The organism is Vibrio sp. Y176 (assembly GCF_033438945.1).
Genome location: NZ_JAWOQS010000905.1, coordinates 1 through 571 on the forward strand (window position 1 = coordinate 1; position 571 = coordinate 571).

At 48.2% G+C, this 571-nt stretch carries 1 pseudogene; it reads left to right on the forward strand.

Going from position 1 to position 571, the window contains the following annotated elements:
* A pseudogene (locus R7O13_RS29340) lies at nt 1-571 on the forward strand (DUF3372 domain-containing protein); the annotation flags it as partial.

Consider the following 571-nt stretch of genomic DNA (forward strand, 5'->3'; position numbering starts at 1 on the left):
AGAAGCGTCTGTCTGTGACGAAGTTGATGGCGCGAAAGTGATTGAAGATGTGCTGAACAGCTACGATCCAGCCACCGGTTCTGCGCAAGCACTGATGAACGATTTGCGCATGCTAGACAGCTTCAACTGGGGTTACGACCCATTCCATTACACGGTGCCAGAAGGCAGCTACGCGACCGATCCAAACGGCTCAAAACGTATTCTTGAGTTCCGTGAAATGGTGCAAGCAACACACAAAATGAAGCTGAAGCTGATCATGGACGTGGTGTACAACCACACCAATGCCTCTGGCATTAACGACAAATCTGTTCTAGATAAAATCGTCCCAGGGTACTACCACCGTCTTAACGTCAACACTGGCGGCGTAGAAAACTCAACCTGTTGTGACAACACTGCAACAGAAAACTTGATGATGGGTAAACTGATGGTTGACTCATTGAAAGTGTGGGCGGACGACTACAAAGTTGACGGTTTCCGTTTCGACTTAATGGGCCACCAGCCAAAAGATGTGATGGTCTACGCACTTGAGCAAATCCGCAAGATTGACGAAAACACCTTGTACTACGGTGAA